The organism is Maribacter sp. Hel_I_7, from assembly GCF_000688315.1.
GTDB lineage: Bacteria > Bacteroidota > Bacteroidia > Flavobacteriales > Flavobacteriaceae > Maribacter > Maribacter stanieri.
The window spans coordinates 1,715,846-1,737,562 of record NZ_JHZW01000003.1; the positions used below are offsets into that span (position 1 = coordinate 1,715,846).

At 34.3% G+C, this 21,717-nt stretch carries 23 protein-coding genes; 12 read left to right on the forward strand and 11 right to left on the reverse strand.

Going from position 1 to position 21,717, the window contains the following annotated elements; all coding sequences use genetic code 11:
• Window positions 1-4 precede the first annotated feature (4 nt).
• The 3 genes from P178_RS0119160 to glgB form a co-directional block, all read right to left on the reverse strand.
• The gene (locus P178_RS0119160) at window positions 5-814 is read right to left on the reverse strand and encodes a M48 family metallopeptidase (protein ID WP_027067748.1); all 810 of its coding nucleotides are present in this window, start codon (window positions 812-814) and stop codon (window positions 5-7) included.
• 36 nt (window positions 815-850) lie between these two features.
• On the reverse strand, window positions 851-3,253 hold the full coding sequence (locus tag P178_RS0119165; protein ID WP_027067749.1) for a glycoside hydrolase family 31 protein: 2,403 nt from the start codon (window positions 3,251-3,253) through the stop codon (window positions 851-853).
• An 84-nt stretch (window positions 3,254-3,337) separates the two neighbouring features.
• Window positions 3,338-5,233 carry a 1,4-alpha-glucan branching protein GlgB gene (gene glgB, locus P178_RS0119170; RefSeq protein WP_027067750.1) on the reverse strand — a complete coding sequence of 632 codons (1,896 nt, stop codon included), beginning with the start codon at window positions 5,231-5,233 and terminating at the stop codon, window positions 3,338-3,340.
• A gap of 172 nt (window positions 5,234-5,405) precedes the next feature.
• Between glgB and P178_RS0119175 the strand changes: the two genes are divergently transcribed.
• The 4 genes from P178_RS0119175 (at window position 5,406) to P178_RS0119190 (ending at window position 8,539) form a co-directional block, all read left to right on the forward strand.
• Window positions 5,406-5,993, forward strand: coding sequence for a collagen-like protein (locus tag P178_RS0119175; protein WP_027067751.1), 588 nt, complete (start codon window positions 5,406-5,408; stop codon window positions 5,991-5,993).
• 151 nt (window positions 5,994-6,144) lie between these two features.
• Window positions 6,145-6,642 carry a peptide-methionine (R)-S-oxide reductase MsrB gene (gene msrB / locus P178_RS0119180; RefSeq protein WP_027067752.1) on the forward strand — a complete coding sequence of 166 codons (498 nt, stop codon included), beginning with the start codon at window positions 6,145-6,147 and terminating at the stop codon, window positions 6,640-6,642.
• A gap of 196 nt (window positions 6,643-6,838) precedes the next feature.
• Entirely contained in the window at window positions 6,839-8,230 is a 1,392-nt protein-coding gene (lpdA, locus tag P178_RS0119185) for a dihydrolipoyl dehydrogenase (RefSeq protein WP_036147187.1), read from the forward strand.
• A gap of 21 nt (window positions 8,231-8,251) precedes the next feature.
• On the forward strand, window positions 8,252-8,539 hold the full coding sequence (locus P178_RS0119190) for a DUF3817 domain-containing protein (protein ID WP_027067754.1): 288 nt from the start codon (window positions 8,252-8,254) through the stop codon (window positions 8,537-8,539).
• Window positions 8,540-8,651: 112 nt separating this feature from the next.
• Here the strand turns inward: P178_RS0119190 and aroQ are convergent, their stop codons facing one another.
• Window positions 8,652-9,068, reverse strand: a complete 417-nt coding sequence (aroQ, locus tag P178_RS0119195) for a type II 3-dehydroquinate dehydratase (RefSeq protein WP_027067755.1) — start codon at window positions 9,066-9,068, stop codon at window positions 8,652-8,654.
• 81 nt (window positions 9,069-9,149) lie between these two features.
• A complete protein-coding gene (locus P178_RS0119200) occupies window positions 9,150-9,668 on the reverse strand; it encodes an outer membrane beta-barrel protein (protein ID WP_027067756.1) in 519 nt (172 codons plus the stop codon).
• A 209-nt stretch (window positions 9,669-9,877) separates the two neighbouring features.
• Here P178_RS0119200 and xerD point away from each other — a divergent pair, with 209 nt between their 5' ends.
• Window positions 9,878-10,780, forward strand: coding sequence for a site-specific tyrosine recombinase XerD (gene xerD, locus P178_RS0119205; RefSeq protein ID WP_027067757.1), 903 nt, complete (start codon window positions 9,878-9,880; stop codon window positions 10,778-10,780).
• Here the strand turns inward: xerD and P178_RS0119210 are convergent.
• A complete protein-coding gene (locus P178_RS0119210) occupies window positions 10,777-11,292 on the reverse strand; it encodes a hypothetical protein (RefSeq protein ID WP_027067758.1) in 516 nt (171 codons plus the stop codon). The two genes, xerD and P178_RS0119210, sit on opposite strands and share 4 nt — an antisense overlap.
• Before the next feature lie 135 nt (window positions 11,293-11,427).
• The gene (locus tag P178_RS0119215) at window positions 11,428-12,720 is read right to left on the reverse strand and encodes an NAD(P)/FAD-dependent oxidoreductase (RefSeq protein ID WP_036147192.1); all 1,293 of its coding nucleotides are present in this window, start codon (window positions 12,718-12,720) and stop codon (window positions 11,428-11,430) included.
• Between the two features lie 99 nt (window positions 12,721-12,819).
• Between P178_RS0119215 and P178_RS0119220 the strand changes: the two genes are divergently transcribed.
• The 3 genes from P178_RS0119220 to P178_RS0119230 all read left to right on the forward strand — a co-directional run bounded on the left by P178_RS0119220 (window position 12,820) and on the right by P178_RS0119230 (window position 15,522).
• A complete protein-coding gene (locus tag P178_RS0119220) occupies window positions 12,820-14,247 on the forward strand; it encodes an amidohydrolase (protein ID WP_027067760.1) in 1,428 nt (475 codons plus the stop codon).
• A gap of 125 nt (window positions 14,248-14,372) precedes the next feature.
• Entirely contained in the window at window positions 14,373-14,867 is a 495-nt protein-coding gene (locus P178_RS0119225; RefSeq protein ID WP_027067761.1) for an RNA polymerase sigma factor, read from the forward strand.
• 4 nt (window positions 14,868-14,871) lie between these two features.
• Window positions 14,872-15,522 carry a hypothetical protein gene (locus tag P178_RS0119230; protein WP_027067762.1) on the forward strand — a complete coding sequence of 217 codons (651 nt, stop codon included), beginning with the start codon at window positions 14,872-14,874 and terminating at the stop codon, window positions 15,520-15,522.
• Here P178_RS0119230 and P178_RS0119235 read toward each other — a convergent pair.
• Both P178_RS0119235 and P178_RS0119240 read right to left on the reverse strand, forming a co-directional pair.
• Window positions 15,519-16,325 carry a lysophospholipid acyltransferase family protein gene (locus P178_RS0119235; protein WP_027067763.1) on the reverse strand — a complete coding sequence of 269 codons (807 nt, stop codon included), beginning with the start codon at window positions 16,323-16,325 and terminating at the stop codon, window positions 15,519-15,521. The genes P178_RS0119230 and P178_RS0119235 overlap by 4 nt on opposite strands.
• 26 nt (window positions 16,326-16,351) lie before the next feature.
• Window positions 16,352-16,993, reverse strand: a complete 642-nt coding sequence (locus P178_RS0119240; protein ID WP_027067764.1) for an NUDIX hydrolase — start codon at window positions 16,991-16,993, stop codon at window positions 16,352-16,354.
• Here P178_RS0119240 and P178_RS0119245 point away from each other — a divergent pair.
• Window positions 16,992-17,711, forward strand: a complete 720-nt coding sequence (locus P178_RS0119245) for a peptidylprolyl isomerase (RefSeq protein WP_027067765.1) — start codon at window positions 16,992-16,994, stop codon at window positions 17,709-17,711. The two genes, P178_RS0119240 and P178_RS0119245, sit on opposite strands and share 2 nt — an antisense overlap.
• A gap of 19 nt (window positions 17,712-17,730) precedes the next feature.
• Here P178_RS0119245 and P178_RS0119250 read toward each other — a convergent pair whose 3' ends face one another.
• Both P178_RS0119250 and P178_RS0119255 read right to left on the reverse strand, forming a co-directional pair.
• Complete coding sequence (locus tag P178_RS0119250; protein WP_027067766.1) at window positions 17,731-18,342, reverse strand: trimeric intracellular cation channel family protein; 612 nt, start codon at window positions 18,340-18,342, stop codon at window positions 17,731-17,733.
• Window positions 18,343-18,345: 3 nt separating this feature from the next.
• Complete coding sequence (locus P178_RS0119255; protein WP_027067767.1) at window positions 18,346-19,071, reverse strand: RDD family protein; 726 nt, start codon at window positions 19,069-19,071, stop codon at window positions 18,346-18,348.
• A 33-nt stretch (window positions 19,072-19,104) separates the two neighbouring features.
• Here P178_RS0119255 and P178_RS0119260 point away from each other — a divergent pair, with 33 nt between their 5' ends.
• Genes P178_RS0119260 through P178_RS0119270 form a run of 3 tightly spaced genes read left to right on the forward strand, consistent with a single transcriptional unit; the run spans window position 19,105 to window position 21,716 of the window.
• The gene (locus tag P178_RS0119260) at window positions 19,105-20,091 is read left to right on the forward strand and encodes a stage II sporulation protein M (RefSeq protein WP_027067768.1); all 987 of its coding nucleotides are present in this window, start codon (window positions 19,105-19,107) and stop codon (window positions 20,089-20,091) included.
• A complete protein-coding gene (locus P178_RS0119265; RefSeq protein ID WP_027067769.1) occupies window positions 20,054-20,992 on the forward strand; it encodes a hypothetical protein in 939 nt (312 codons plus the stop codon). The genes P178_RS0119260 and P178_RS0119265 overlap by 38 nt, the downstream gene beginning before the upstream one ends.
• 1 nt (window position 20,993) lies before the next feature.
• On the forward strand, window positions 20,994-21,716 hold the full coding sequence (locus P178_RS0119270; protein WP_027067770.1) for a hypothetical protein: 723 nt from the start codon (window positions 20,994-20,996) through the stop codon (window positions 21,714-21,716).
• Window position 21,717 lies beyond the last annotated feature (1 nt).

Consider the following 21,717-nt stretch of genomic DNA (forward strand, 5'->3'; position numbering starts at 1 on the left):
CGTTTTATTGGAATTTAGTCACTCCAAATTTAGCTGCTTCTGCCGCGGCATCTGGTGCCCAAGCTGTTAGATTATTAATTCTTGTATCATTAGAAGGGTGCGTACTCATAAATTCTGGTGGTGCTTGGCCCCCGCTGTTTGCCTTCATGCGTTTCCACAATTCTGCTGCTTCGTAAGGATCGTAACCTGCAATGGCCATAATTTGTAATCCAATTCTATCTGCTTCAGTTTCGTGACCTCTACTAAAAGGTAACATACCTAAATACTGTGTACCCACACCATAAGCCTGATTAAATAAGCCTAAAGTTTGTTGATTTTTAATTGCTACATTACCGGCAACAGCTCCTACTTGTTGTAAAGTACCAGCACTCATGCGTTGTGCTCCATGGTCTGCTAAAGCATGTGCAACTTCGTGCCCCATAACTACCGCAACACCTGTTTCAGTTTGGGTAATAGGTAATATTCCTGTATAAAATACAATTTTACCACCTGGCATACACCAAGCATTTACAGTCTCATCGTTTACTAAATTGTATTCCCAAGAATAATCTTTTAAATAACCTGGGTAACCATTTGCAGTTAACCAACGCTCTGCCGCAGAAGAAATACGTTGCCCTACCCTTGTAATCATTTGAGCATCGCTTGTACCTGTTACTACTTTATTTTCAGTTAAAAACTGATCATATTGTGCGAATGCAGATGGAAACACTTGACTGTTTGGATAAAAGTTCAAAGTTTTCTGCCCTGTAAAAGGGTTTACTTTACAGGCTGAAACGCCTATAAAGACTAGTACTATTAATAATAATTTTTTCATGTCCTTAATTTAAAGTTAATGGTATAAGCTACAAAGTTATTGTTTTCCTGATAAATGCAATAAAGTAAAGTTTTTGTTTATTCGTAAATCATCACTATCATTTACAGATAAACTCTCTATTGAGATTTCCTCATTATCAACCATAACATTCACAATCTCAAAAGACAAACCATGAAAACTTAACCTTACCATCTCATATTCAGTATCAAAAGTACCGTCTTTAAACAACTGAATGGTCAGGGAATTCTCTTTACCCGTCAATTTATAATTACTTAAAGAATACCTACCCTTTTTGTAATCATAACCATTATTTGCATCTTCATATACCTCAGAAGCTTCTGTACCTTCTTTATAATATACTTCTAAAACTAATTCTTCAATTTTCTTTTCCCCTACATATTGCTGAACAGGATATTTAGGAATTATAGCTCCGGCTTTTACAAAAATTGGAAGCATGTCTATCTCTGCAGCCACCCATTTTTCTTTGCCTCCTGTTACATGTTCGTTAGTCCAAAAATCATACCAATCTCCACGTGGTATATACATTCTACGACCTTGCGCGTTGGGCTCTTGTATTGGACACACCAATATTTTTTCACCAAAAATGAACTCATCTGTTCTAAAATGCGTCTGACTATCTTCTTGGTCAAAAAACACTAAAGACTGCACCATTGGAATGTTCTCTTTCGTATACTTATAGAACATAGTATATAAGTAAGGTAATAATTGATACCGTAGTTCCACATATTTTCTTACGATATCAGTAATTTCAGAACCGAACGACCATGGTTCTTGATCACCATGATCTCCACTTGAATGTACCCTACAAAATGGATGGAATATTCCTAATTGTACCCATCTAGCAAATAGTTCGCCATCTGGTTGTTCTGCAAATCCACCAATATCAGACCCAACAAAAGAATAGCCACTTAAACACATGCGTTGCACTTGTACATTGGCAATCCATAAATGTTCCCATGTAGCCACATTATCTCCTGTCCACGTAGAAGAATATCTTTGTGTTCCTGCAAATGCAGCTCTTGTTATTACGAATGGTCTTTTTGGATATACATATTTTTTAACCCCTTCATAAGTAGCCCTAACCATTTGCATTCCATATACATTGTGCGCTTTTCTATGCGTACAAGGGTGACCATCATAATTATGTCTTGTATCTAAAGGGGCCGTTTTTGTAGGTACCTCCATTACCGCTGGCTCGTTCATATCATTCCAGACGGCATGTACACCTAGGTCAGACATAAATTCTTTATATAATTCTGCCCACCATTCTCTGACTGCAGGGTTGGTGAAATCAGGAAAATTACATTCTCCAGGCCACACCTTACCATGCATTAAGGGGCCATCTCCCCTTTTACAAAAATAATCGTTCTCTAAAGCTTCATTATAAATCCAATAATCTCGATCCACTTTTATACCTGGATCAATCATTACTACGGTTTTAAAGCCATCTTCCTCCAATTCGCTTATCATCCTTTTAGGATCTGGAAAATGGTTCTTATCCCATGTAAAACATCTAAACCCATCCATGTAATCTATATCCAAATAAATGGCATCACACGGAATTCGATGTTTTCTAAAATCACTAGCTATTTCTTTTACATTACTTTCTGGATAATAGCTCCATTTAGACTGATGAAAACCTAATGCCCACATTGGAGGCAATTCTGGAGTACCGGTAAGACTAGAATAAGAGCTTACCACTTTTGACATATCTGGACCAAAAATGAAATAATAATTCATCTCGCCACCGTCTGCCCAAAAATTAGTTATGTTTCTACGTTCTTGTGAAAAATCAAAACCAGTTCTAAAACTGTTATCAAAATAAATACCGTAAGCTTTACCTTTATTTAAGCCTACGTAAAACGGAATTGCTTTATATAATGGGTCTTGCTCTTTAGCAAAAGCAAATTGATCGGTTACCCAATTTTCTACTCTTTTTCCTTTTAAATTACTATGCATGGCTTTATCTCCCATGCCGTAAAAACTTTCTCCAGATTGCGTTATTTTACTAAGCTTTACAGTATTACCACCATACTCGTAGTTTTCTTCCCAGTGAAAACCTAGTTCATCTTCATTTATAATAGTACCTTCTAAATCTGAAATTTGAGTACGTAATGTTTTTTTATCTACCAGTATATTTAGCCTTGCAGTAGATATTATATATTCTGTATCATTCTCCACTACCTCTAACTTACTATAACCCATAGTGGCGTCTGGGTCAATACCATAAGAAAAATCTGGCTCAAAGTTATAATTGGTAGCGTATCTAAAACGTATTATACTACCCCTTAAAATTGTTATTTGTAAGACAACACCGTTGTCTGTCGTGAAGTATATTTTATCTGAGTCTTGTGAAAATTCAACGATGTGGTTTGGATATAAATTACCTTTATATTCAAGCTCTGTATTTGTAATCATTAACTTATGAATTAAAAAATATCAAATTAATAGTACTACAGAAATACCTTGTAGTGGTCTAAATGAAGACCTATTTATTACAAGTTATTTCAGTATCACAATTCCTAAAGGCGGAATCGTTATTTCAATCGATTTCTCATGTCCGTGAAAAGGCTTGGTAGAGCTCTTTATTTTATTATTCACATTTCCGACTCCACCATACTTGGCGTTATCACTATTTAAAACCTCTTTAAGTTTTCCTTTTTTAGGATTACCTATTCTATAATTTTCTCTTGGTATAGGTGTAAAGTTACATGCTATAATTAAATCGTTTTTATCATCATGCCCTTTACGAACATAGCACAATACAGAATTTTCATGATCACTATAATCTATCCATTGAAAACCTTCTGGACTAAACTGCTTTTCATATAATGCAGGAGACCCTTTGTACAAATGATTTAGATCTTTTACAAAATCTTGTATGCCTTTATGACCATCATATTGTAATAAATGCCAATCTAAACTTGTTTCAAAATTCCACTCTGCAGTTTGTCCAAATTCGCCGCCCATAAACATTAATTTAGTTCCTGGGTGGGTAAACATGTACCCGAATAACAACCTCAAATTTGCAAATCGCTGCCATTCATCACCCGGCATTCTATATACTAATGACTGCTTTCCGTAAACCACCTCATCATGGGAAAACGGCAACATAAAGTTCTCTGTAAAAGCATAGGTCATACTGAAGGTCAAATCATTCTGATGATGCTTTCTATATATTGGTTCTTTTTGAAAAAACTGTAACGTATCATGCATCCAGCCCATCATCCATTTCATTCCAAAGCCTAACCCGCCATGTGCTACAGGTTTAGATACTCCAGAAAAAGCAGTGGATTCTTCGGCAATTGTCTGTACACCATCAAAATTGGTATACACCGCCTCATTCAATTCTCTAATAAAAGATATTGCCTCTAAATTTTCATTATTACCATATATATTTGGCTCCCACTCCCCCTCTTCTCTAGAGTAATCTAAATACAACATAGATGCAACTGCATCTACTCGTAAACCATCTACATGAAATTGATCCAACCAAAAGATAGCATTGCTTATTAAGAATGCCCTAACTTCATTTCTTCCATAATTAAAAATGAGACTCTTCCAATCTGTATGGTAGCCTTTTCTTCTATCTGGGTGTTCATATAAATTAGAACCATCAAAGAAACCAAGTCCGTGAGCATCTTCTGGAAAATGAGATGGTACCCAATCTAAAATTACACCAATGTCATTTTGATGAAAAGTATCTACCAACATTTTAAAATCTTCTGGTGATCCAAACCTTGATGTAGGCGCAAAATATCCTGTTAATTGATATCCCCAAGACGGATCATAAGGATACTCCATAATTGGCATGAATTCTACATGGGTATACCCCATTTCCTTCACATAATCAACTAGGTCTATTGCAAACTCTTTGTAGGTTAAAAATTTATTCTCCGCATTTTTCTTCCATGAACCTAAATGCACCTCATAAACGGAGTAAGGTTTATCTAAACCATTTTTGTCTTTTCGATAACCCATCCAAGCATCATCCTTCCAATCATGCTCAGAAGTCCATATAATAGACGCTGTATTTGGTGGATGTTCGCAATATTTAGCAAAAGGATCTGCTTTTTCTGTCCAAATATCATTATTGTTAGATTGTATCTTATACTTATAGATTTCACCTTTTCCAATATTAGGAATAAAGCCTTCCCAAATACCACTAGAATCCCAGCGAACATTTAGTTGATGCTCTTGAACATCCCAAGAATTAAAATTACCTACAACAGAAACTGTTTTCGCTGATGGAGCCCAAACGGCAAAATAAGTTCCTTTTACGCCATCCACTTCAACTAAATGCGAACCCAGTTTTTCATAGAGTCGATAATGCTTACCTCCCTTAAAAAGATTGATATCAAAATCAGTGAATAATGAGTGAACTATTACGTTAGGCATATAAAAGGTTATTTTGGTAAAGCTAATCATCTTTTAAAGACGGTCGACTTCAATTCATTTTTGTTGAAAATATAGCAGTTAATATCCGATTTAAATATCTAAAAACCAAAAATGGAACGCTTTTTGAAACAACTATTCAAAATAAAAACTCAAACCGAAAAATTATAACATTATGAAAAAACTGAATTTATTTTTAGGAGCACTAATTACTATATTTTTTATATCATGTGAAGGACCACAAGGACCACCGGGATTTAACGGGTTTGATGGCGAAAGAGGACCTGCCGGTCAAGATGGCGTAGATGCAATTCAGGCACAGGTATTTGAATTAGAAGGTGTTAATTTCATGTATGATGCTACGGATAATCTTTATGACTATTTAATTACATTTTCAGATTTTACCAGTTTTGAGACTTTTAAAGAAGATGTGGTTTTAATATATCGATACGATGGACCAGTGGAATTTGGTGACGGAGCTGTTGAAGATTCATGGGGGTTATTACCTCAAAATTATTTTTTTGATGAAGGGATAATACAATATGTTTTTTCACATACATTATTCGACGCACAAGTTTTCATAGATGGCAATTTTGATTTAAGTACTTTAAGTACAGATTTTACAGATAATCAAATTTTACGTGTAGTAATTATTCCTGGAGAAATTGCAACAACCGGCAAATTAGACACTTCAAACATTAATTCTGTAATGGCACATTTAGGTATAACCGAAGAAAGCATTCAAAAAGTAACATTAGATTAACACCCCATGTGGTTAACCTATTTAAAGTCTTTGATTGATAATCAAAGACTTTTTTTATTTATATTATTTAAAACCTTAACCTAAAAGTTACGTAAATACAGTACATTGAAAGGAACACATAATTTTATCGACAGAAATAAAAAATTGAAAAATGAAATTTAAAATAGCAATTGCACTTTTAGTACTTTTTGTTAGTTGCAAGGGTACTTCACAAGAAAAAGAAATGGCTAAGGAAACTAAACCCAGCCAGAAAAAAGAATTTGCCGTTCAAAAGACAAATAGCGAATGGAAAAAAGAGTTAACCGATTCTCAATATTATGTATTGCGTGAAGCTGCTACAGAAAACCCTTTTACGAGCGAACTTTTAAAGAACAAAGAAAAAGGTACTTATGTTTGCGCAGCATGTGCAACTCCTCTTTTTAAAAGCTACACCAAGTTTGACTCTGGTACCGGATGGCCTAGCTTTTATGAAGAAATTAAAGGTAATGTAGCGTATGATGTTGATTATAAAATCGGTTACAAGAGAACAGAAGAGCACTGTGCTACATGTGGCGGTCATTTAGGCCACGTTTTTGAAGACGGTCCTAATCCTACTGGCTTAAGGCATTGTATTAACGGTGTTGCATTAGATTTTGTTCCTGCAGAATAAATCCATGTTAGCATTTTAAAAAACAAGAGGTCTAAATAGACCTCTTGTTTTTTTCTAATAGTTTCATAATCGGTCATCTAGAAACTTTTCAAAATATCACAATTTCTTATTAAAGGTCATATTTTAAAAACCTACAATCAATTTCAATTAGGTTTTGTATTTTTGCACCTCAATTCAAACTACAAAAAATCAAAATATGAGCACTTTCGATATTATTGTTTTAGGTAGTGGTCCTGGTGGATATGTTACCGCTATTAGGGCTGCACAATTAGGCTTTAAGACTGCCGTTATTGAAAAAGAAAGTTTAGGAGGCGTTTGCTTAAATTGGGGTTGTATACCTACTAAAGCCTTATTGAAATCTGCACAAGTATTTGAATACTTAAAGCATGCAGAAGACTACGGTTTAACAGTTAACGGTGCCGATAAGGATTTTGATGCTGTAGTAAAAAGAAGTCGTGGCGTTGCTGAAGGAATGAGCAAAGGTGTTCAGTTTCTAATGAAGAAGAATAAAATTGAAGTTATTAAAGGCTACGGAACTTTAAAAGCTGGTAAGAAAGTTTCCGTTAAGGCTGAAGATGGTACTACTACTGAATACAGTGCAAATAATATCATTATTGCAACTGGGGCTAGAAGTCGTGAATTACCAAGCTTACCACAAGATGGCAAAAAAATAATAGGTTACAGAGAGGCAATGACCTTAGAAAAGCAACCTAAAAAAATGATTGTTGTTGGTAGTGGCGCAATAGGTATTGAATTCGCTTACTTCTACAATTCAATGGGAACTGAAGTTACCGTTGTTGAATATTTACCAAACATAGTACCTGTTGAAGACGAAGATATTTCTAAGCAATTAGAAAGAAGTTTCAAAAAAGCGGGCGTTAAGATTATGACTTCTGCAGAAGTTACATCTGTTGATACATCTGGTGATGGTGTAAAAGCAACCGTAAAAACCGCTAAAGGCGAACAAGTTTTAGAAGCTGATATCGTATTATCTGCTGTAGGTATCAAAACCAACATTGAAAATATAGGTTTAGAAGATGTAGGTATCGCTACCGATCGTGATAAAATTTTGGTTAACGATTATTACCAAACAAATATACCTGGCTACTATGCTATTGGTGATGTTACACCAGGACCGGCTCTTGCACATGTTGCATCTGCAGAAGGTATTTTATGTGTTGAAAAGTTAGCAGAAATGCATGTTGAGCCATTAGATTATGGTAACATACCTGGCTGTACTTATTGTTCTCCTGAAATTGCTTCTGTTGGTTTAACCGAAAAACAAGCAAGAGAAAAAGGTATTGATATTAAAGTAGGGAAATTCCCATTCTCTGCAAGTGGTAAAGCAAAAGCTTCTGGTGCTTCTGACGGATTCGTAAAAGTTATTTTTGATGCTAAGTACGGTGAATGGTTAGGTTGCCATATGATCGGCGCAGGTGTTACAGATATGATTGCTGAAGCTGTTCTTGGTCGCAAATTAGAAACCACGGGGCATGAAGTACTTAAAACAATTCACCCACACCCAACTATGAGCGAAGCTGTTATGGAAGCAGTTGCAGCAGCATATGACGAGGTTATTCATTTATAATTAATTACAATTTTATATAGCATGTTAAAATTATTTCGAGCAACGGCAATTTTAGAAGGAATCTCCTATTTGGCGTTGTTCGGGATAACCATGCCTTTAAAATATTGGGCAGAAATACCTGAACCCAATAAATGGGTAGGTTATGCACATGGTGCGCTTTTTATTGCCTTTATTGCACTTACTCTAATCGTAGGTTTCAAACACAAATGGAGTTTTAAAAAAGTATTTATATTTGGGATAGCATCACTTCTACCCTTCGCAACTTTTTATGTAGAAGAAAAATACTTAAGAACTGAAAAAGCCGATTAAGGTGATTCTTCAGTTACGGTAGTTAGTTTATACACACTACCATCAAAAAAATAGCTATATATTTTATATTATCTGAAAAAGAGTGCTTTGAATAACGTAAAGGTTTTACCTTCTAAACCAAAAAGCTCTCTATGGCCAAATCATAACTTTTAAGACCAAAGCCTAGTATTACACCACTTGCAGCTGGTGAAATATAAGACACATGCCTAAATTCTTCACGCTTGTGAGTATTTGATATGTGCACTTCTATAACGGGAGTTTCTACTGCTTTTACAGCATCTCCAATACCTACAGATGTATGCGTATATGCCGCAGCATTTAATACAATACCATCATAGCTAAAACCCTTTTCCTGAATTTTAGAAATAAGCTCCCCTTCTATATTAGATTGAAAATACTCTAATTCAACGTTTTTAAATTTGAATTGTAGCTTTGAGAAGTAATTTTCAAAAGTTTCGGCTCCGTATACATCTGGTTCCCTTTTTCCTAAAAGATTTAAGTTGGGACCATTAATTATGATAATCTTCATACATCAAAAATAATGAATGTTGCCGTACAATGAATTAGAAACACAAGAAGTAAATTAAACTTGCTTAACTAAAGTATTTCACTAGCGACGTGTTCTATATTTAGGCTCAAAATTATAGACAATTCCTAAGGTCACCGTAGACCATGTAGTTTCTTCAACATCAATACCAGTATAGGATAAATTAACCTCCACACTTGAACTCATTAAATAAGCAATTGTAGGTCTATAATATAGACCACCTTCATTACCGTCACTAATACCCATAGCATAACCTACATTACCACCAAATGAAAAATAATTTGATGTCCAAAAACGAACGCCTGCAGATAATGGCAAAAACTGAACAGCTTCTTGTTCTTCCCTAATAATCGTTGTTTGAAAGGTTTCTGCAAAACCATGAATATAACCTACAGCAGGCCCTATATCTACTACTTCACCTAACGGATACATGTATGAGAAATCCGCTCCAAGTACAACACTTACCGCTTCATTATAATCATCTAAAGGTATTCCTGCCTGTATCCCGAATTTAAATCCTTCTTGAGCGAAAATTCCGGTTGAAAGACATAAGGCTAATAATAAAATAAAATACTTATTCATGGTTGATTGGTTTATTCTAACAAAAATAAAGGTAAGAGTAAGCTTACAGGCATCTTTGTTGTGAACACCATAAAAGTAGTTGTACATCATACAATTAGGTAGGTTATAAAATATTTAATTTAGAGAATTTACGCTATATAATACCATTTTACATGGCTATAGACTATACTTTATAAACTACTGATTAATGTATTCTTTATCTTTAAACCATGAAATGGAAACATGCGCTGAAAGATTACACCACTTACTTAAAGCTTGAACGCGGTTTATCAAAAAACTCTATTCAGAGCTATACTATGGATATTGAAAAGCTAATGTCTTTTCTTGAAACCCATGATATTAACGTTACTCCTATTCTTATTGATAAAGACACAGTTCAACAATTTATCTATGAAATTGCGAAAGTGATTAACCCCCGATCTCAAGCACGAATTATATCGGGACTTAAAAGTTTCTTTAACTATCTTATTTTTGAGGATTATCGAAAAGACAATCCGTTGGATTTAATTGAATCTCCTAAATTAGGCAGGAAATTACCCGACACTTTATCTGAGAACGAAATTGATAATTTAATACGCGGTATTGATTTAAGCTCTGCCGAAGGGGAGAGAAATAGAGCTATACTTGAAACACTATATGGCTGCGGATTAAGAGTTTCTGAACTTATTGGCTTAAAAATATCTGATTTATTTTTTGAAGAAGATTTTATTAAAGTTACCGGTAAAGGAGATAAGCAACGTTTTGTTCCTATAAGCCCTGTAAATAAAAAGTATATTAATATTTACAGAAATGAAATAAGGGTTCACCTAAATATTCAAGAAGGGTTTCAAGATATTCTTTTTCTTAACCGACGAGGAAAACAACTTACTAGGGCTATGATTTTTACCATTGTAAAAAATTTAGCCATAACCATCGGCTTAAAAAAAAATATTAGTCCACATACATTCAGACATTCTTTTGCCACGCATTTATTAGAAAACGGAGCCGATTTACGCTCTATTCAGCAAATGTTAGGGCATGAAAGCATAACTACAACAGAAATTTACATGCATGTGGATAGATCCCACTTAGCCGAGGTCATGAATACTTATCACCCCAGAAAAAGTTATTAAAATTTCCATTTACTTCCTAATACAAATGCAGCAGGCATAACGACATGTTTTTCACCATATGCCCCGAAATTTGGATCATTTAATTGAATATTAGCCTTTACCTCTATCATCAAATTTTCATCAACATCATATCCCAATCCTGCCACAAAACCAATACGATAAGGCGTACTTCCAATTCCTGCATTTTCAGTAGCCACCTCTGCCTCTAACCCACCAAGCAGATATAATCGCTCACTTAAATACACTTTAGCTAATAAACTAGACCTAAACCTTTCGGTTAAAAGATAAGTATCATAAAAACCTTGAAGTTCAATTTTTGTTGATTTAGATAATCCGTATTGTACCAGGAATGATTTATGAACATCACCAAGTGCAGAATCAGGGTAAGCATGTCCAGTTATTGACAATCCAATTAATGACGAAGGTAAATTTGATACTGGTGGATTTTCTTTTACTTGCCCTTTAGATACTATGACAAACAAGAATAGAAAACTACTCATAAATACTTTCATAGGTTGGATATCTTAAGTAATTGAAAATAAATTCCTACAAAAGATATTTTAAAAAATAGAGCCAACGAAACACTTAGCAAAACTTTAACTGCCAAGTATTTAAACTATTACGAATTAAACCACTTATTAAGTTGACTAATCTTTAAATTGACTGTAATCTCTTTTAAACGGACGGATAATCAATCTAGCTTCTCTATCAAACCTAATGTAGTTGTATACCCAATTGATAAAAACTACCATTCTGTTTCTAAAACCTATAAGAAAAAATAAATGAACGAACATCCAAACAAACCAGGCAAAAACCCCTTGAAACCTAAATTTGTTAATATCGCAAACAGCCTTATTTCTACCAATAGTAGCCATACTACCTTTATCGTTATAGATAAAAGGCTTCATAGCTTTATGCTCTACTAGCTTAATTAAGTTTTCTCCTAATAACTTTCCTTGTTGAATTGCGGGTTGTGCAACCATAGGATGTCCTCGGGGATTATCTACTGTAGCCATACAAGCAATATCTCCAATAGCGAATATTTCTGGATGACCAATTACCTGATTAAACTCGTTTACGTTTATTCTATTACCACCAGCGGCAACGCCTTCACCTTCTAAACCTGGAATAATTGCACCTTTTACACCAGCAGCCCAAACTACTGCTGCGGAATCGAATTTCAAATCTGTTTTAGTAGTAACGGTTTTACCATTGTAACCCGTAACACGAACACCTTTCCAAACTTGTACCCCTAATTTCTCTAAAAAGTCCTCTGCTTTTTTTGAGGCCTGCGCACTAAAGCCCGGCAATAAGCAATCGCCACCTTGCACAATATTTATCTGTGCTCTTCTAGTATCCAAATCAGGATAATCTTTTGGAAGTATTCCTTTTTTAATTTCAGCTAAAGCACCAGCAAGCTCTACCCCTGTTGGACCACCACCAACAATCACAAAATTCATTAGAGCATCTCGTTCATGGTAATCATCTGTAAGAAGTGCCTGTTCAAAATTTTCTAATATTAAACTCCGAAGATTTAAAGATTGCGGTATCGACTTCATCGACATTGCATTCTTTTCTATCTCCTCATTACCAAAAAAGTTTGTCTCTGAACCTGTGGCAACAACTAAATAGTCATAAGTTATATCACCAATGTTAGTATTTAACTTTTTACCAGCAGTATCAATGTTCTCCACTTCCGCTAAACGGAAATAAAAATTATCGTATCCGATTAACACCTTACGCAATGGGTATGCAATGGAATCGGGTTCAAGACCACCTGTAGATACTTGATATAATAAAGGCTGAAAAGTATGGTAATTGTTCTTATCTATAAGAACGACTTGTACTTCTTTTTTACTTAATTTTTTAGCTAGAGAAACTCCGCCAAAACCACCACCTATAATTACAATTCTAGGATAGCTTGAAAGTGGTATGTTCATAGTATAGTACTTAAATGCAAAATTAAACAAATGGACTTCCACTTTAAAATAATAATGTGTTTTTAGTATCTTTAAGCTCTAACTCAAACAAACACCAAAATGCGTAAAACCCTTATTTTATTGGTAGTACTAAGTACTTCCATTTTTTCGATGAATGCTCAAAAGAGCGAAAAAGATATTATTAAAAAATTAGATCAAAAAAGTGCCGATTACGGAAATATAGCTCAAAATATTTGGGAATTCGCAGAAATGGGTTACCAAGAAGAACAAAGCTCTGGTTTGTTACAAAAGACCTTACAAGATGCTGGGTTTACCATTAAAAAAGGTGTTGCCGGTATACCAACAGCATTCATTGCGGAATATGGTAGTGGAAGTCCTGTAATTGCAATTATGGGTGAATATGATGCTTTACCTGGTTTATCTCAGAAAGCGGTTGCAGAAAAAGAATCTGCAGGTGCTGCTGCCGGTCATGCATGTGGTCATCATTTATTTGGTACAGCCTCTACAGCTGCCGCAATTTCAACTAAAGAATGGCTAGAAGCCAATAAATCTAAAGGTACTATTCGTTTTTACGGTACACCTGCTGAGGAAGGTGGTTCTGGTAAGGTATTTATGGTTCGTGAAGGTTTGTTCAATGATGTTGATATTGCTCTACATTGGCACCCAGGTGCACAGAATGCTGCAAGTGCCGGAGCCGCTTTAGCAAACAAGTCTGCCAAATTTAGATTTTATGGTGTTTCTGCACATGCTGCCGCATCACCAGAAAAAGGACGTTCTGCTTTAGACGGTGTAGAAGCTATGAACATGATGATAAATATGATGCGAGAGCATATACCACAAGAAGCTAGAATTCATTACGTGATTACTGCCGGCGGTAAAGCTCCTAATGTTGTGCCGGATTTTGCTGAAGTATATTATTATGCTCGCCATAATAGACGTGATGTTGTAATAGATATTTTTGACCGTATGGTAAAAGCCGCTGAAGGCGCTGCTTTAGGTACCGGCACTACAATGGATTACGAAATGATTGGTGGTACACATGAGTTACTACCAAATCTTACCTTACAAAAAGTAATGCATGATAACTTATCTGAAGTAGGTGGAATGGAATATAGTACTGAAGAAAAAGCATTTGCAGATAAAATTGCAAAATCTTTAGGTCAGGAAAAAGCGGACCTTGCTACAGCAAAAAATGTACAGCCTTATAAAACCGAAGCGAGAGCTTTTGGCTCTACTGATGTTGGAGATGTAAGTTTCACTGTACCTACTGTAGGTTTTAGCACGGCTACATGGGTACCTGGCACTGCGGCTCATAGCTGGCAAGCTGTTGCAGCAGGTGGTACTTCAATTGGTAATAAAGGAATGATGATTGCTGCGAAAACATTAACTATGACAGCTATAGACTTATTCAAGGATAAAAAATTGATTGAGACTGCTAAAGCTGAGTTCATAGAAAAGAGAGGTGCAGATTTTAAATATATCCCTCTTCTAGGTGATAGAGCACCTGCTTTGGATTATAGAAAATAGTCTAGCATTAATATAGAATAGAAAAGTGCCAAGTTGACCTTGGCACTTTTTTTTACGTATTTGCAGATTTATTGTAACAAATGAAACCAAACATAGACTAACACCGTAAGAACAGCCAACTAATAGTGAATAAAGACCTTGAACACAAATTTGTGACCGAGTTACAGGACAATCAAAATATTGTCCATAAGGTGTGTACCCTGTATACAAATGACCGTGACTCTCACAATGACCTTTTTCAAGAAATCACTATTCAATTGTGGAAGGCATATCCAAAATTTAGGGGCGATGCCAAGTTTAGTACATGGATGTATCGGGTAGCACTGAATACTGCCATAACATTGTATAGAAAGCGTAAAAGAAGAATTGATACTGCCGACTATGAGTCTATAATTTTTAAAATTAAGGCCGAAGTATATGATGAGACCGAAGAATTGCAATTGAAACTGATGTACAAAGCAGTAAAGCAATTAAATGATGTTGATAAGGCTTTAGTATTTTTATATCTTGAGGATAAAAATTATGCTGAAATATCGGAAACCTTAGGTATTACCGAGGTAAATGCAAGAGTGAAAATGAATCGTATCAAAACAAAATTAAGAACCATTTTGAATCCATAAGCGTATGACGGATGAACTGGAATTATTAAAGAGAGACTGGCAGAAGAAGGAATTTGATGTTCCTAAACTAAGCTATGATGAGATACATAAAATGATTTGGAAGAAATCTTCTTCTATTGTTAAATGGATACTCATAATAAGCATATTAGAATTTACAGTGCCTCACCTATTATATCTTTTACCTTCAATGCGCGAGGGAATGGAAATATATGATAAAATAGGAATATCGAAGTACCTGCTATTTTTATCTGGTTTCACCTATTTAGTAGCGTTCTACTTTATATTTCAATTCTATAAAAGATTCAAGGAAATATCGGTTTTAGATAACTCTAAGAACTTGATGAAGAAAATAATTAAAACTAGAAAAACAGTAAAGCATTATGTCATCTTTTCTTTATCAATGATAATGGTTACTATCATTATGATGATAATTGGTGTTTACCTAAACGATAATATCACCCTTGCCTTTCCTGAATTAAAAGATAGTCTAGAAAACATATCACAAGAAAAGCTAAAAATAACTATAATGCTTTCCATTGGAATTTTCGGCGTCATACTAACTTTAGCTATGGGTGGAATATACTTTCTACTTTACGGACTTTTACTTAGAAAATTAAAACAGAATTATAGTGAATTAAGACATTTAGCAGTTTAAGAATTTTTCCACTTACGCTGCTTATTCTCTTCTTCATATGCCAAAAGATCCGCTTTTGAAATCACCTTTAAAAATGAAGGATGTTGTTCAATTGCATACTCTAATTTTTCTATAATAGATTCAGAAGTTTCATTATCATAATCTATCTGTAATGGTTCTTTAATAACCATAGATTGAAGAATACCTTTTTTCTTTACACGGAGCCCTTTTTTATCAAAAGAACGTCTAAAACCATCTATAACAACTGGTACTACTACAGGTTTGTACTTCTTGATTATATGCGCCGTTCCTTTTCGTAAAGGTTTCCATGGTGTGGTTGTTCCTTGGGGAAACGTAATTACCCAACCATCATTTAAGGCTTTACCTATACTAGATATATCGCTCATTTTCACTTGACGCTTAACATCTTTACCTTCAGAACGCCACGTTCTTTCAACACTAACAGAACCTGCATAGGCCATTATTTTGGTCAACAGACTTTTCCTCATCGTTTCCGCTGCAGCAACATAATACATGTTCAATTTAGGTTGCCATATGTACCCTAAATTTTTAATGGAATCCTCTCGCCCACTTAAACTAGCATTGAACACGTGAAACATAGCCACTACATCTGCAAAATAAGTTTGGTGATTGCTTACAAACAGCACATTTCTGTCTGGCAGATTTCTGATAATATCAGAACCTTCAATTTCTAATGTATTAAATCCCTTATAGCGTTGATGCGACAGTAAGGCCAAAATACGAATTAGCCACTTTTTAATATATAAATTATGCCCAAAAGGGTTTTTATCAAATAATCCCATAGAATGCTAAAATAATTAAATATGCCTTACAACACCTGCTTTAATAACTCTTTAATCTCATTCAACATCATTGCGGTTGCCCCCCAAACGATATAACCGTTTAATTCAAAGGCTGGTACTTCAATATCTTCCGCGTATGATGTCGTTAATTTTTTAGAAATAACTTTATTCTCATCTAAAAAGTCCACTATCGGCACTTCTAGAATTAATTCTACCTCAGTATCTTGTTTTACAAAAGGTTTCGGGTTTTTATACAAACCTATATATGGTTGCACCATAAAATTACTTGGTGGTATAAAAATCTCTGAAATTTCTTTTACCAAAGTAACATCATTAGGTAGTACACCTACTTCTTCATGTGTTTCTCGTAATGCGGTGGTCAATAATCCATCATCAGACTTTTCTGCCTTTCCCCCTGGAAAACCAACTTGATTAGAGTGTATTCCTTTATAGGTTTTACGCAATATCAACAACAAGTTTGTATTTTGATTTACCGTTGGATAAAACAATGCCATAACAGCTGCCTTCCGTGGATTTTTCTTAGCAATATTGATTTGTTTTAAATCTTCTAACCGACTTTCTGGAGCCATTTTATATTGCGAAGCCTCTCCCGGTAGCGGTAGATCCTTTATTTTTGATATTCGTTGTTCAAAAAAATTGAAATCCATGCGTTTACTTAAATACTATTCATATTTCTGCGCTGCCATTCTCGCTTTAACCAGCTGCAAAGATACTTCTAAGAAAGTTGATGATACAACTACAACAGTAGAAGTAGTTATAGATTCAACTAAAATTACCGAAAATAAAGTAGGTGATGAAAAACAAGAGGAAACCTTTGAACTTAACGAAGACAATGCCATCGATTTCTTTTTCAATTATGAAAAGACTTTAACTTCTAACAAAGTTAAAATTACTACCAACCTTGGTAGCTTTATTGTTGAGTTGTATGATAATGTCCCCTACCACAGGGCTAACTTCATCTACCTAACAGAAAAAGGATATTTCGACTATACCCAATTTCATAGAGTGGTGAAAAACTTTATAATTCAAGGTGGTAATTCTGATGACGAAAGAACTGGTAAAAAAAGAACAAAAATAGGCAGGTATTTATTACCACCCGATACTAGAAAAGGCCATAAACACCATAGAAGTACTATTTCTATGCCTAGTAGCGAAATGGATAACCCACATATGTTAGCCTCCCCTTTTGAGTTTTTCATAGTAGTTACCGATCCTGGCTCTTATCATTTAGACAATGAATACACCCCATTTGGAAGAGTAATTGAAGGTATGGATGTAGTTGACAAAATTAATAATCAGCCTGTTGAAAAAGGAGATTGGCCTTTGCAAAATATTTACATTGAAAAAGCGGAAGTACTTAAATAATTCTTGCCTTTCTGATGAATTAAGTTATTTCCCGATAGATGTTCGGTAACGAAATTTTAAATTGTACCGCCAATACACGCATGATTATTATGGTTACAATTGCCATAGAATAGGCAATTATGTTTTCAATTGGGAATTGAATTAAAAGAAAATATACCAAACCGCCCAAAATACATACGGTTGCATAAATTTCTTTTCTAAATATCACCGGAATTTCATTACATAAAATATCACGTATTACACCGCCAAAACACGCTGTAATTGTACCTAAAGCGATACACATTACCGGAGACAAATCTGCAGCTAAACCCTTTTCTATACCTACCATGGTATATAACCCTATACCAATAGTATCAAATAGAAATAATGATTTTCTTACATACTTTAACTGCTTTACAAAAATAATCGCCAATAATACGGTAACTACTATTATCATTAGATGCATTGGTGCATTCAGCCATCCTACAGGTTTTATCCCTATTAAAAGATCTCTTAAAGTACCACCACCAACTGCTGTTACAAAAGCAATGATTAGCACACCAAATACATCTAGTCTTTTATCCATTGCAACCAAAACTCCGGATATTGCAAATGCAATGGTTCCTAAAATATCAATGATGAAATAAAACATTATCTACAGCTTTTGAGTAAAGTAATTATAGTCCTTCAAAACAGTATTTAAATATGCAATATCATATAATTCTGAATTGGTCTGCAAGATACTATCTACTTTATCCCTAAGCGCTTTTAATGTCTTAAAATCGTTACTTTTTTTGGCTATACTAAAGGTTTCTTTGATCAGTCTTACATCCTTATCCGTCAACAAGGTAACATTCATGAATTGAGGCACATAAGTATCTTCAACTTCTTCAAGTATGGTATGTGAAACAGTTGTTTTATTCTTAGTACTGATTACTACGGTACCTGCGGCCGCATCACCTAAACGTTGTCTTTTTTCAGAAAACAAAATAGTAAGTATCCCTATTGATCCTACAAAAATCCAGATATCAACCAAACGTAGCATCCATCTAATTAAAAAATTGCTCCAGTGTACTGGTGAACCATCAACTTTTACCACCCTCATTTTCATAAGCATTTTACCTACAGTTCTACCATTAAAGATAATATGCATCAGTAAACTGTAAAACATTGCAGGTAATGTAATTAAAGCAACTATTCCTCTTTGTGTCCAACCATCATCATAGATATAACCAATGGCATCACCTATTAAATTTACCAAAGCATAATAGAGATATAGTATAAAAGCGTCGATACAAAATGCTACAATTCTTTCACCTATACCAACAATAGTATAATTAAGATTAACATTTTGCGTTGTATTGATTTGGAGGTTATTCATTAAGTCTTAAATTTAACAAGGTAAAAATAGTTTATGCGCGAAGCTGCTTTTGTAAGGCAAAATAAGGAAAAATGGATAGCATTTGAAAAGGCTATCAACCTAGGTGCTACTACAAACCCAGATGAACTTGCCAATGGCTACATTCAACTGACCAATGATTTAGCTTATGCGCAAACGTATTACGCAGAAAGTAAGACTTTATTGTATTTAAACGGATTAGCATCACAAGCGCACCAAAAAATTTATAAGAATAAAAAGGAGAGTAGAAACAGGATTTTCAGTTTCTGGAAGACGGAATTTCCACTTTTCTTTAAGCAAAACCATAATACGCTAGGGGTAGCATTTTTAATTTTTGTTATAGCCTCTGCCATTGGCTCGCTTTCAGCTTTAAACGATGCAACTTTTGTACGTTTAATATTGGGTGATGCCTATGTTAATGAAACCCTTAATAACATTGCTAACGGAGATCCAGCTGCAATTTATAAAGGCGGTAGTGAAATTGGTTCTTTTTTAGGGATTACCATAAATAATATTAGAGTCGCATTTCTTGCCTTTGCTTTTGGTGTTATCACCAGTATTGGAACTGCTTACATTCTTTTTAGCAATGGAGTAATGCTCGGAGCATTCATTACTTTTTTTTATACAAAAGGTGTATTCTTTGAAGCTAATAAACAAATTTGGTTGCATGGAACCATTGAGATTTCCGTAATAATCATAGCTGGTTGTGCCGGTTTAATTATGGGCAATAGTATTCTTTTCCCAAAAACCTATTCTAGACGCGTATCATTTATGAAAGGGGCTAAAGATGGCCTAAAGGTTGTTATTAGTACAATTCCCTTTTTTATCCTTGCTGGGTTTATTGAAGGTTTTATAACACGATATACAAGCATGCCAAATTGGTTAGCTTTTCTAATAATTGGTGCTTCATTATTTCTAATCATATTTTATTACATAGTATACCCCATTTTACTAAATAACCAACATGAAAGACAATTACATACCGTTACGGGTAAACCGTGATTTTGGCGGAATTATTTCTGTTTATTTTGACTATTTTAAACAAAACATTAAAAACTTTACCAATGTTTTTATAAGCTATAACGGCGTTTTCTTAATAGGACTTTTAATAACTAGCTACTTATTAGTATCTGGTTTTTTAGGAATGATTGCACAAGAAACGGGTCAGAATTCTTTTGTTGGTGGTAATGATTTTGAGCAAGACTATTATATATACTTAGGAATTGGAGGGTTTTTATTTGCCATCATCTTTTTAGGTGTTGCTTTTCTTAACTACTCGTTATCCACTAGTTATATGATAAAATATGTAGAGACCAGGGATAACAATGTAGATAAAAAAGAGGTTTGGAACTTGGTAAAAAACCAATTTGGAAATATTGCCCTCTTCGTTCTTTTATTGATACCTATTTATATAGCATTTATAATTGCAGCAATTATATTGGCTATAATACCATTGGTAGGATTTTTTGCCCAATACATTGTTCAATTTTTCTTAACAGCATGGATAGGTGTTTCATTCTTTGATATGTTAGAAAAGAAAAAAGGTGTTACAGAAGCACTAGGCGAAGGCTGGAAATTAGTAACCTCTAACTTTTGGAAATCTGTAGGTGTCAATTTTATTATGGGATTGTTATTAGGTCTTTTACTAATGATCGCTTTAATTGTACCTGGTATTATCATCGGTGTCTATACATTTCATGTAGTTGAAAACGATGTAGATTACTCCCACTCTATCGTTTCTACAATTATATATACTTTAAGTACATGTCTTATACTTATTATTGCAGTGTACGGGCAGTGTCTTACTCAGTTCGTTAATGGTATTTTATATTATGCTTTGCACGAAAAAACATACAACGAAAACACTAGGGCTACCATTGATCAGATAGGCCAAAACGATTAATTTGAAATATTTTATTTTTCTCATATTCTTTCAACTAATAACCCTTTGCTCTTTTGCACAGGAGAAGAATGATAGCATCATAAAAATTGACTCATCTTCAATATTGACATCTAGAAATATTGAAGAAGACCTTTCTAAAAAGTATACGGGAGATGAGTTTAATTATACCTTTAAAACAGGTGAATCTCAAAATATTTTAGCTCGATTTATAAATTGGATAGGTCAAGGTTTATATAACGTATTTGGCATAACACTATCCCCACAAGTACTTCAGATTATTGAATATTTTATATACTTTTTGCTAGTGATTCTGGCTATATATCTAATTGTAAAAGTACTAATCAACGAAAGTTTCAATTCTATTTTTCAGAAAAAAGCCAAGGCAATAAATGATATAAACCTAACGGAAGAACACATAGAAAGTATTGATATTAATACGCTTCTTAATACAGCATTAAACGATAAAAATTATAGACTTGCAATACGATATCAGTTTCTACTAACGTTACAGAAATTATCTGTAAATGATATTGTTGAATGGCATTTTGATAAAACTAATTCGGATTATTTAAGCGAAATTAAACAGCCCCAACTTCAAAATGGATTTAAAAAAATAACCTACCTGTACGACTATATATGGTATGGTGAGCAGCCAATAGATGAAATTAAATACAGTAAATCGATTTTAGATTTCGAATCGATAAACCAACTAATAAAACCATAAA

What these genes read in the sequence shown, in the direction of transcription:
- P178_RS0119160 (WP_027067748.1), bottom strand. Translation starts at nt 814, where the DNA reads ATGAAAAAATTATTATTAATAGTACTAGTCTTTATAGGCGTTTCAGCC.
- P178_RS0119165 (WP_027067749.1), bottom strand. Translation starts at nt 3,253, where the DNA reads ATGATTACAAATACAGAGCTTGAATATAAAGGTAATTTATATCCAAAC.
- glgB (WP_027067750.1), bottom strand. Translation starts at nt 5,233, where the DNA reads ATGCCTAACGTAATAGTTCACTCATTATTCACTGATTTTGATATCAAT.
- P178_RS0119175 (WP_027067751.1), top strand. Translation starts at nt 5,406, where the DNA reads ATGAAAAAACTGAATTTATTTTTAGGAGCACTAATTACTATATTTTTT.
- msrB (WP_027067752.1), top strand. Translation starts at nt 6,145, where the DNA reads ATGAAATTTAAAATAGCAATTGCACTTTTAGTACTTTTTGTTAGTTGC.
- lpdA (WP_036147187.1), top strand. Translation starts at nt 6,839, where the DNA reads ATGAGCACTTTCGATATTATTGTTTTAGGTAGTGGTCCTGGTGGATAT.
- P178_RS0119190 (WP_027067754.1), top strand. Translation starts at nt 8,252, where the DNA reads ATGTTAAAATTATTTCGAGCAACGGCAATTTTAGAAGGAATCTCCTAT.
- aroQ (WP_027067755.1), bottom strand. Translation starts at nt 9,068, where the DNA reads ATGAAGATTATCATAATTAATGGTCCCAACTTAAATCTTTTAGGAAAA.
- P178_RS0119200 (WP_027067756.1), bottom strand. Translation starts at nt 9,668, where the DNA reads ATGAATAAGTATTTTATTTTATTATTAGCCTTATGTCTTTCAACCGGA.
- xerD (WP_027067757.1), top strand. Translation starts at nt 9,878, where the DNA reads ATGAAATGGAAACATGCGCTGAAAGATTACACCACTTACTTAAAGCTT.
- P178_RS0119210 (WP_027067758.1), bottom strand. Translation starts at nt 11,292, where the DNA reads ATGAAAGTATTTATGAGTAGTTTTCTATTCTTGTTTGTCATAGTATCT.
- P178_RS0119215 (WP_036147192.1), bottom strand. Translation starts at nt 12,720, where the DNA reads ATGAACATACCACTTTCAAGCTATCCTAGAATTGTAATTATAGGTGGT.
- P178_RS0119220 (WP_027067760.1), top strand. Translation starts at nt 12,820, where the DNA reads ATGCGTAAAACCCTTATTTTATTGGTAGTACTAAGTACTTCCATTTTT.
- P178_RS0119230 (WP_027067762.1), top strand. Translation starts at nt 14,872, where the DNA reads ATGACGGATGAACTGGAATTATTAAAGAGAGACTGGCAGAAGAAGGAA.
- P178_RS0119235 (WP_027067763.1), bottom strand. Translation starts at nt 16,325, where the DNA reads ATGGGATTATTTGATAAAAACCCTTTTGGGCATAATTTATATATTAAA.
- P178_RS0119245 (WP_027067765.1), top strand. Translation starts at nt 16,992, where the DNA reads ATGCGTTTACTTAAATACTATTCATATTTCTGCGCTGCCATTCTCGCT.
- P178_RS0119240 (WP_027067764.1), bottom strand. Translation starts at nt 16,993, where the DNA reads ATGGATTTCAATTTTTTTGAACAACGAATATCAAAAATAAAGGATCTA.
- P178_RS0119250 (WP_027067766.1), bottom strand. Translation starts at nt 18,342, where the DNA reads ATGTTTTATTTCATCATTGATATTTTAGGAACCATTGCATTTGCAATA.
- P178_RS0119255 (WP_027067767.1), bottom strand. Translation starts at nt 19,071, where the DNA reads ATGAATAACCTCCAAATCAATACAACGCAAAATGTTAATCTTAATTAT.
- P178_RS0119260 (WP_027067768.1), top strand. Translation starts at nt 19,105, where the DNA reads ATGCGCGAAGCTGCTTTTGTAAGGCAAAATAAGGAAAAATGGATAGCA.
- P178_RS0119265 (WP_027067769.1), top strand. Translation starts at nt 20,054, where the DNA reads ATGAAAGACAATTACATACCGTTACGGGTAAACCGTGATTTTGGCGGA.